We start from the raw sequence: 9,418 nt of genomic DNA, 5'->3' as shown, positions 1-9,418 counted from the left end.
TAGCGAGTAGCGAGTAGCGAGTAGCGAGTAGCGAGTAGCGAGTAGCGAGTAGCGAGTAATTTTGAAGGGTTGGCGTTTAACGTCAATCCTTTTTTGTTGCCTATAACACGGCGCTACTAGAGATTCCCTACTCCTTCCTTCGTCAGTCTAGGGAATGACCGTTATTGTCCCTACGGGATTCTATTAGCCACAGCCTTCCTACTGGGCCTCTACCTCAATAAGTCTTCATCATCCAATGCCAGATTCCGGTTACCCATTCGTCATTCTCAAAAGTGAGGAACGAACGAGTTGGGAATCTAATGACTTCGAACTAAATCATATACCTAGCTCTGGGGCAGATTTCCGACGGTATACTCACGCATGACACTCTTCTCTATTCTCGATATCCGCCCCAAGAGCGAGAAACGAGCGAGTTGGAAATCTCTTATCTGCGATAACTCTAAATTGCAGGTACAAAAAAGCGGAGCCAAATGGCTCCGCTTTTATCGATAGAATGCAAAAAGAATTACTTCTTAGTAAGCTTCTCTTTAATACGAGCTGACTTACCAGAACGCTCACGTAGGTAGTACAACTTGGCACGACGTACTGCACCACGGCGTTTAACTTCGATGCTATCAACCATTGGAGAGTGAGTTTGGAACGCACGCTCTACGCCTTCACCGTTCGAGATCTTACGAACTGTGAATGCAGAGTGTAGACCACGGTTACGAATAGCGATTACAACGCCTTCGAAAGCCTGTAGACGCTCACGGTCACCTTCTTTTACCTTAACCTTAACTACAACAGTGTCACCTGGTGCGAATTTAGGAAGGTCTGATTTTAGTTGCTCTTCTTCAAGAGCCTTGATGATGTTGCTCATTTGTATAAATTCCTAGAATAAACTGATACTAAATTTAATAGGTTACTGCTTGCTTTTCGTTAAGAGCGTTGCTCTTTAATGAATTCAGCCAGTAATTGTTCCTGTTCGTCAGTCAGAGCTAGGTTTTCCAGGAGTTCTGGTCTTCTTAGCCAAGTTCGGCCCAACGATTGTTTCAATCGCCAGCGACGAATGTCCTTATGGTTTCCAGACTTGAGTACCGAGGGTACATCTTTATCGTCTAGCACCTCAGGGCGCGTATAATGGGGACAATCTAGCAAACCATTTGCAAAAGAATCTTCTTCTGCTGATGCGAAATCTCCAAGTACACCCGGAACAAACCGAGAGACTGAATCAATCAACGTCATGGCTGGCAGTTCACCACCCGTCATCACAAAATCTCCAATCGACCATTCTTCGTCGACTTCAGATTGAATGATGCGCTCATCTACCCCTTCATAGCGACCACAAATAAGAAGTAAGTTCTCGTTTGTTGCCAGCTCTTCAACACCTTGCTGGTCGAGTTTACGACCTTGAGGTGAAAGGTAGATAACCTTCGTCTTTCCCGGTGCTGCCTGTTTGGCTGTTTGGATAGCGTCGCGCAAAGGCTGAACCATCATTAACATGCCAGGACCACCACCGTAAGGTCTGTCATCAACAGTGCGATGTTTATCATGAGTGAAATCACGAGGATTCCATGTCTCAATAGATAAAAGACCTTTTTTAACCGCTTGACCTGTTACTCCAAAATCAGTAACAGAACGGAACATTTCAGGAAAAAGGCTAATAATGCCAACCCACATGTGTTCTCTCGCTCTGTAATTTGGAGTTAGAATCCAGGATCCCAGTCAACTTCGATCCGGCGAGCTTCGCGATCAACTTTCTTGATCACTTGCTCTTCAAGGTACGGGATTAACCGTTCCTTTTGGCCAAAAGCATCTTTAAGATTTGCTTTGATTACTAGAACATCGTTCGAGCCAGTTTCTAATAGGTCAGTGACCTCACCAAGGTTGTAACCTTTAGTGGTAAAAACTTGCATACCGAACAATTCGCGCCAGTAGAATTCATCTTCTGACAATTCAGGTAATGAAGCAGGGTCAATAGCAATTTCAAAGTTGGTCATCAGTTGCGCGTCTTCACGTACATCTAATCCCGCTAGCTTACATACATAGCCTTGGCCATGACGTTTCCAGCTTTCAACTTTATACTCAACCCACTCGCCCTTTAGCTTTAAATACCAAGGACTGTAATCAAATATGCTTTCAGCATTGTCTGTGTAGGAGAACACTTTAAGCCAGCCACGAATACCATAGGTAGACCCAAGTTTACCCATAACAATTCTTTCGTTTTGCTCGCTCATCGTTTCTTTACCCTTCATCGACATAAGCTATTTCTCTTTTTAAAAAAGAATTAAGCCGCTTTTTGAGCGTCTTTAACTAGCTTAGCTACGCGGTCAGATAGAGATGCGCCTTGACCAACCCAGTGGTTAACACGATCTAGGTCTAGACGTAGACCTTCTTCTTGACCTTGAGCAGTAGGGTTAAAGAAACCTACTTTCTCGATGAAACGGCCAGTTACAGAGTTACGGCTATCCGCAACTACGATTTGATAAAATGGGCGCTTCTTTGCACCGTGACGTGCCAAACGAATGGTTACCATGTCGTCCTCTTTGCTTTCTTAATAAAATAATTAACCCCAAGTATAAGTAAATAGCTTGGGGTCTCGTGCCAAATTAAAGCCCCGGAATTTTACTCTTATTCCGGTGCAATGCAAGGGCTTTAGCTATTTTTTCACCAACATAGCCGCCGTACACTTTCTGTGACACGGCTAACACTATGAAAAGTAACGTAGCTAAAGCTTACATTTGTAGATTATCGACCAAACGGGTTAAAACCACCACCCATTCCGCCCATACCTCCACCGCCGCCCATCATGCCCTGCATGTTGCGCATCATGCCTTTCATTCCACCCTTCTGCATTTTCTTCATCATCTTCTGCATTTGAGTGAACTGTTTCAGCATACGGTTTACATCTTGTACTTGAGTGCCAGAACCTGCAGCAATACGCTTCTTACGTGAGCCTTTGATTAGGTCGGGACGCTGGCGCTCTTTCATTGTCATAGAGTTGATGATCGCTTCCATTTGCTTGAACATCTTGTCATCAACTTTATCTTTTACGTTATCCGGTAGTTGAGACATGCCTGGAAGCTTATCCATCATGCCCATCATGCCGCCCATGTTCTGCATTTGTCCTAGCTGTTCACGGAAGTCTTCAAGGTCAAAGCCTTTCTTCTCTTTGAACTTCTTAGCCAGTTTCTCTGCTTTCTCGGTATCAACGTTTTTCTGTAGGTCTTCAATAAGAGACAGTACGTCGCCCATACCAAGGATACGAGAAGCAACACGATCTGGGTGGAACGGTTCTAGTGCGTCAGTTTTCTCACCAACACCCAAGAATTTAATCGGTTTACCTGTGATATGACGAACAGACAGTGCAGCACCACCACGCGCATCACCATCCACTTTCGTTAAGATAACACCAGTAAGTGGTAGCGTATCGCCAAAGGCTTTTGCAGTATTCGCGGCATCTTGACCTGTCATTGCATCAACAACGAACAGTGTCTCTACTGGGTTAATTGCAGTATGAAGCTCTTTGATCTCGCCCATCATCTCTTCATCGATAGCCAAACGACCGGCAGTATCGACAATTAGAACGTCGTAGAATTTCTTCTTCGCGTGGTCGATTGCAGCATTTGCAATATCAAGAGGCTTTTGATCAGCTGAAGATGGGAAGAAGTCAACACCAACATCGCTTGCTAAGGTTTCAAGCTGTTTAATCGCGGCTGGACGGTAAACGTCGGCAGACACAACCAAAACTTTCTTCTTATCACGCTCAGTCAGGAGCTTAGATAGCTTACCTACCGATGTGGTTTTACCCGCACCTTGTAGACCCGCCATTAAGATAACTGCTGGCGGTTGTGCAGCTAGGTCAAGAGCCTCGTTAGACTCGCCCATCACAGCTTCAAGTTCAGCTTGAACGATCTTAATGAATTCTTGGCCAGGTGTTAGAGATTTAGATACCTCAACACCCACAGCGCCTTCTTTTACGCGCTTAACAAAATCACGGACAACTGGCAGTGCAACGTCGGCTTCAAGTAGCGCCATACGTACTTCACGCAGCGTCTCTTTAATATTGTCTTCGGTCAAGCGACCTTTACCGCTGATATTCTTCAGCGTTTTGGATAGACGATCCGTTAAATTATCAAACATAGTTTTCTCTTCGCTCAATCCTGCGACTATTACTGTGAGTATACATTAGCGTGGATTAGAGTCATACCCGTTGTAGAGCGTTAATCATCCACGCTTGTGATGTGAGACATTGTTCCCTTGGAATTGAGTGAGGTTCACCATAGCCCCAAAGAGCGATGCAAGGTATAATTCGTCAATTAGTAATCATTTAAATGGATACCATGGACAGTCTTATTGCGATCGCAGCAGCCTTTCTTTATACAATGGCGATTTCCACGATCATTCCAGGTCTCGTGCACCAAACAGGAATCCGTGTAAAAACGGTGTTTATCAGCGCATTACTTGCTTTAGCTTTCCATGCTTGGTTGCTTGGCGATTTAATCTTTAATGCCAGTGGCCAAAACCTCAGTATCTTGAACGTTGCTTCATTGATCAGTTTAATCATCTCTTTGGTCATGAGCGGCGCTATGCTCAAAACCCGATTGTGGTTCATCTTGCCCGTCGTTTATAGCTTCGCTGCGCTTAACTTGATGGCTGCCACTTTTCTTCCTAGCACCTTCATCAAACATCTAGAGAATGACCCAAAACTGCTTGTGCACATCTCTTTGGCGCTCTTCTCATACGCAACACTGACTATCGGCGCGCTATACGCTCTGCAACTCGCGTGGCTCGATCACAAACTTAAAAAGAAAAAAGCGTTAGTAATAAACCCTAACTTACCTCCATTAATGATGGTGGAAAGACAGCTTTTCAAGATCATTCTTATCGGTAATGGTTTATTAACAGGTACTTTATTAACTGGCCTTATCTTCGTACAAGATATGTTTGCTCAAGGAAAAGCGCACAAAGCCGTGTTGTCTTTTATTGCTTGGGTTATCTACTCCATCCTTCTTTGGGGTCATTATCAAAAAGGTTGGCGTGGACAGAAAGTCACTTGGTTCGCCCTTGCGGGTGCCAGCATGCTCACATTAGCCTACTTCGGTAGCCGCTTCGTTCAGGAAATCATCCTGAATTAGTCTGTAAAACAAAGGCAAGGTCTCACACACCTTGCCTTTAAAATATTGAGTCCGTTAGATTCAATTGACATCTCGACCATGTTCGGTCATAAATTAATCAAGATACACAAATAGGAAAAGAATAGTTTTGGACGACATATCAACGGGTATCTTATTTGCGCTACTCGCGTGTCTCATCGTAATTTCTGGTTATTTCTCTGGTTCTGAAACGGGCATGATGTCCCTGAACCGCTACCGTTTAAAGCACTTAGCCAGTACGGGCCATAAAGGTGCCAAACGCGTAGAAAAACTTCTGAGTCGCCCAGACAGATTGATCGGCCTCATTCTCATCGGCAACAATCTCGTCAACATTCTTGCATCTGCGATCGCTACGATTCTTGGTATGCGCATCTATGGGGATATCGGTGTTGCAATCGCAACCGGAGCCCTGACCCTGGTGATCCTCGTATTTGCTGAGGTTACCCCAAAAACCATCGCCTCACTTTTCCCAGAACGAGTGTCTTACGCCAGCAGTATTCTATTAATGATACTGATGAAGGTGCTGTCACCACTGGTTATCTTGGTTAACTTTATTACCAACGGCTTCATTCGTATCTTAGGTGTCAAAGCCAGCCATGATGCGACCGACCATTTGAGCTCAGAAGAACTTAGAACGGTAGTAAATGAAGCGGGAACCCTAATACCTCAGCGTCACCAAGATATGTTGGTGTCGATTCTAGATTTAGAGCATGTCACCGTGAATGACATCATGGTGCCACGTAACGAGATCACCGGCATCGACATCAATGATGATTGGAAGTCTATCGTCCGTCAGCTCACTCACTCTCCTCATGGTCGTGTCGTGCTATACCGCGATCAAATAGATGAAGTGGTTGGTATGCTGAGGCTGCGTGAAGCTTATCGCTTGATGCTTGAGAAGAACGAATTCAATAAAGAGACGCTGCTGCGTGCCGCAGATGAAATCTACTTTATTCCTGAAGCGACGCCACTCAACATTCAACTGCTTAAATTCCAACGCAACAAACAGCGTATTGGTTTGATCGTCGATGAATATGGCGATATCAATGGTTTGGTTACGCTAGAAGATATTCTTGAAGAGATCGTGGGCGAATTTACGACCTCTATCGCACCGAGCTTATCTGAAGAGATCACGCCGCAAAGCGATGGTAGCTTCTTGATTGAAGGCAGCGCTAATATCCGAGATATCAACAAAGGTTTGCAATGGACATTGCCTACTGACGGTCCAAGAACACTCAATGGCCTGATATTAGAACATCTAGAGGATATCCCAGAAAGTCACCTCAGTGTTGAGGTTGCCAGCCATCCGATGGAAATCGTTGAACTCGAAGAAAACCGCATCAAGCTAGTACGTGTATTTCCACAGGTCGCTAACGGATAATCACTACTCGACGAAAAACAAAAGGCCCGGTTCATTGAACCGGGCCTTTTAGTATCTAACTCGCCCTATCTAGGGTGGCTATCAATGATTAGTCTATTTTAAGCTCTTGAAGCATCGACTCTGGCAGTGCCAGTTCATCATTTTTATTTACAGAGATACCAGCAGCGATGATCGCGTTGGCGATATCTTTCGCTTCATCCAAAGAGTGCATTGCCGCTGTACCACATTGGTATTCGTTCAGCTCAGGGATCTTATTTTGGCTCTCAACTTTCAGTACATCTTGCATAGCCGCTAACCAACCGTCTGCCACTTGCTGCTCTGAAGGCGTACCAATTAGGCTCATGTAGAAACCAGTACGGCAACCCATCGGTGAAATATCAATGATTTCCACGTCTGAACCATTCAGTTGATTACGCATAAATCCTGCGTATAGGTGCTCTAGAGTATGGATACCTTTTTCAGATAGGATATCTTTGTTTGGTGCCGTAAAACGCAGGTCAAATACCGTGATGGTATCCCCTTTTGGGGTTTGCATTGTTTTAGCTACACGAACTGCAGGGGCGTTCATGCGCGTATGATCAACAGTGAAACTATCTAATAAAGGCATTGCTATTCTCCGTGACGGTTGGCTTTAGAAAAACCAACTTCTATTGTCTTCTAGTTCTTTACGGCACTGTTTCAGCTGCCATCCATAATCTTTTGCTTGCTGCTCGACTTTGCGCGCCACCTTAATCAACGATGGTTTGCTATTGTATGACTTGCGCTTATAACCACCACGGCCTTCATGATAAGCCAAGTACTGGTTATATGGGTCCCATAGTGAAACCCCTAACTGACGACGCGTTTCGCTGGTGTACCAACCAATAAACATCAGTGCATCATCAAAACTGGTTCTTGAGCCACCGTTATTCGTCGCCTTTTGGAAGTCTTCCCAAGCAGGATCTTGAGCTTGCGCATAACCGTAGGCACTGCTCACACGGCCCCACGGAATAAAGCCAAGAATGTAATCTTTAGGCGGGCGCGCATCATGACGATAGCTACTCTCTTGTTTCACAAAAGCCATCGCTACGTTGATCGGCGTGCCCCACTCTTCTTGCATATCGAGTGCATCTTCATACCACGAAGGGTGCTCTCTAAAGATGCTGCACAAGTTATCTTGCTGCTTTGGCGGTGGCGTTGCGCATCCAACCAATAGGCTAGAGACAACACCAACAGTCACTACAGGCAACCACTTTCCACTTACGCGTTTAGGCTGGCCTAATAAGGCTTGCTTCCTTTCCACCAAAGTCTCGCTATGCTTTTAAATACGAAAAATAATCCGTTAAGAAGCTGTCAAAATCTTGAGTGCTTGCTTCTTCACTTTGTTGTTGAGCGATCATTGAGCGCTGAACTTCCGCTTCCATCAACTCAGCTGAGTAAACTTTATATTGATGCGCTTTGTGTTGTTGAGCGTAGGTTTTTCCTAACGCACAGCCCACTTTTCCTAAGCCACCTAATCTCTTGGTCTCTTCAAGTAGCTGACCAGAAATCGTTAATTCTGGGTTATCGATCCAAGCTTCAAGCGTATCGCATGTTTCTTGGTATGCACGGCCGCCTTGTTCAGCGTCCATCATCTCAGCAATAGAACGTAGGTCTTTAAAGACGCGCTTCGCCCAGTCTTGTAGAGACAGTCTTTCGCCATGACAACCAATCTTGAGCTCTAAACCAATCTGACGACCTTCTAAGATCACCTTGTTCCAGTTATCGCGCCAGCATTCAAGTTCGCAGTTATCCATCTCAGCAGAGTCGGTTAGCACACTCCAAGTTAGGAACAAATCTAAGAAGCGAACTTGTTGCTCATTGATACCAATTGAGCTGAATGGGTTTACGTCTAAAGAGCGAACCTCGATGTACTCGACACCAGCACGAGCCAGCGCTTCAGATGGCTTCTCACCACTTTTAGCAACACGCTTAGGACGAATTGGTGCATAAAGCTCGTTCTCGATTTGAAGAACATTGCTATTCAACTGACGGTATTCACCATCAACTTTAGTACCGATTTCGGCAAACTCTTCCGATGGTGTGCGAATCGCTTGGTTCAATCCTTCTAGGTACTGATCTAGGCTATTAAAGCCAATTTTCAATACACTTTGAGCACTGTTGGTGTAGCCAAGATCGCTCAGACGTAGTGCCGTTGCTTTTGGTAGATACAGCGTCTCGCCAATCTTTTCAAAAGGTAGCTTTGTCTCTCTTCCTTTGATGAAAGAAGGACATAGTGCAGGTGACGCACCGAAGAAATAAGGAATTAACCAACCAAAACGGTAGTAATTACGAATCAAACCAAAGTAAGCATCGGACTTAGATCCACAACGCGCTTCTTCGGTTTGCTCTCCAAACAGGCTATCCCAAAAACTATCCGGGAAAGAGAAGTTGAAGTGAACACCTGAAATAATCTGCATCAGGCTACCGTAACGACGTTTTAGGCCTTCACGATATAGCGTCTTCATCTTGCCGTTGTTAGAGGTGCCGTATTGCGCTAACTGAATGTAATCTTCACTACCTACATAACAAGGCATAGAAAGCGGCCACATCTTTTCGCCATCTAACTTGGTTTGTGTGAAGTGATGGATATCAGATAACTGATTCAAAAGCGTCGGAACGTCGTTAGAAACAGGCGTAATAAACTCCAGTAGCGACTCAGAAAAATCGGTCGTTACCCATCCGTTCATCAACGCAGATCCCAAAGCCTTTGGGTGCGGCCCAGTCGCAAGATGCCCATCTTCCGTGTAGCGTAACGTTTCCCTTTCAACACCACGACCAAATTGAGAGAAGGTCTTAGGGTTGGTTGCAACTTGCTTTAGTCGCGCAGCAAAATCAGTCAAAATTCAGTTCACTTATCTTATATCGTTCTGATTAGAACTAT

The 9,418-nt window shown here is 44.9% G+C and carries 10 protein-coding genes; 2 read left to right on the top strand and 8 right to left on the bottom strand.

The features are described from left to right. Positions 1 to 505: 505 nt before the first annotated feature. From rplS to ffh, 5 genes are all read right to left on the bottom strand, one after another. Entirely contained in the window at positions 506 to 859 is a 354-nt protein-coding gene (gene rplS / locus OW495_RS18745; protein ID WP_009847607.1) for a 50S ribosomal protein L19, read from the bottom strand. 59 nt (positions 860 to 918) lie between these two features. Next, positions 919 to 1,659 (bottom strand): tRNA (guanosine(37)-N1)-methyltransferase TrmD, encoded by a 741-nt coding sequence (gene trmD, locus OW495_RS18740; protein ID WP_009847608.1) that lies wholly within the window; start codon positions 1,657 to 1,659, stop codon positions 919 to 921. Positions 1,660 to 1,685: 26 nt separating this feature from the next. Next, positions 1,686 to 2,240, bottom strand: a complete 555-nt coding sequence (gene rimM / locus OW495_RS18735) for a ribosome maturation factor RimM (RefSeq protein WP_009847609.1) — start codon at positions 2,238 to 2,240, stop codon at positions 1,686 to 1,688. A gap of 26 nt (positions 2,241 to 2,266) precedes the next feature. After that, positions 2,267 to 2,515, bottom strand: a complete 249-nt coding sequence (rpsP, locus tag OW495_RS18730) for a 30S ribosomal protein S16 (protein WP_004735508.1) — start codon at positions 2,513 to 2,515, stop codon at positions 2,267 to 2,269. A gap of 212 nt (positions 2,516 to 2,727) precedes the next feature. Next, the gene (gene ffh, locus OW495_RS18725; RefSeq protein ID WP_029223244.1) at positions 2,728 to 4,122 is read right to left on the bottom strand and encodes a signal recognition particle protein; all 1,395 of its coding nucleotides are present in this window, start codon (positions 4,120 to 4,122) and stop codon (positions 2,728 to 2,730) included. A 200-nt stretch (positions 4,123 to 4,322) separates the two neighbouring features. Here ffh and OW495_RS18720 point away from each other — a divergent pair, with 200 nt between their 5' ends. Further along, positions 4,323 to 5,117, top strand: a complete 795-nt coding sequence (locus OW495_RS18720) for an inner membrane protein YpjD (RefSeq protein WP_029223243.1) — start codon at positions 4,323 to 4,325, stop codon at positions 5,115 to 5,117. Between the two features lie 127 nt (positions 5,118 to 5,244). Next, positions 5,245 to 6,516: a CNNM domain-containing protein gene (locus OW495_RS18715; protein WP_017108711.1), complete on the top strand. Its 1,272-nt coding sequence runs from the start codon at positions 5,245 to 5,247 to the stop codon at positions 6,514 to 6,516. An 88-nt stretch (positions 6,517 to 6,604) separates the two neighbouring features. Here OW495_RS18715 and luxS read toward each other — a convergent pair whose 3' ends face one another. Genes luxS through gshA form a run of 3 tightly spaced genes read right to left on the bottom strand, consistent with a single transcriptional unit; the run spans position 6,605 to position 9,377 of the window. Further along, positions 6,605 to 7,123, bottom strand: coding sequence for an S-ribosylhomocysteine lyase (gene luxS, locus OW495_RS18710; RefSeq protein ID WP_017106874.1), 519 nt, complete (start codon positions 7,121 to 7,123; stop codon positions 6,605 to 6,607). Positions 7,124 to 7,147: 24 nt separating this feature from the next. Next, entirely contained in the window at positions 7,148 to 7,798 is a 651-nt protein-coding gene (locus OW495_RS18705; protein WP_032500972.1) for a hypothetical protein, read from the bottom strand. A gap of 10 nt (positions 7,799 to 7,808) precedes the next feature. Then, positions 7,809 to 9,377 (bottom strand): glutamate--cysteine ligase, encoded by a 1,569-nt coding sequence (gene gshA, locus OW495_RS18700; protein ID WP_289887736.1) that lies wholly within the window; start codon positions 9,375 to 9,377, stop codon positions 7,809 to 7,811. Positions 9,378 to 9,418 lie beyond the last annotated feature (41 nt).

Source organism: Vibrio sp. 14N.309.X.WAT.E.F5 (genome assembly GCF_030397615.1).
Taxonomy (GTDB): Bacteria; Pseudomonadota; Gammaproteobacteria; order Enterobacterales; family Vibrionaceae; genus Vibrio; species Vibrio lentus.
Note: the sequence above shows the minus strand (reverse complement) of the source record. Positions and strands in the feature narration are given on the sequence as shown.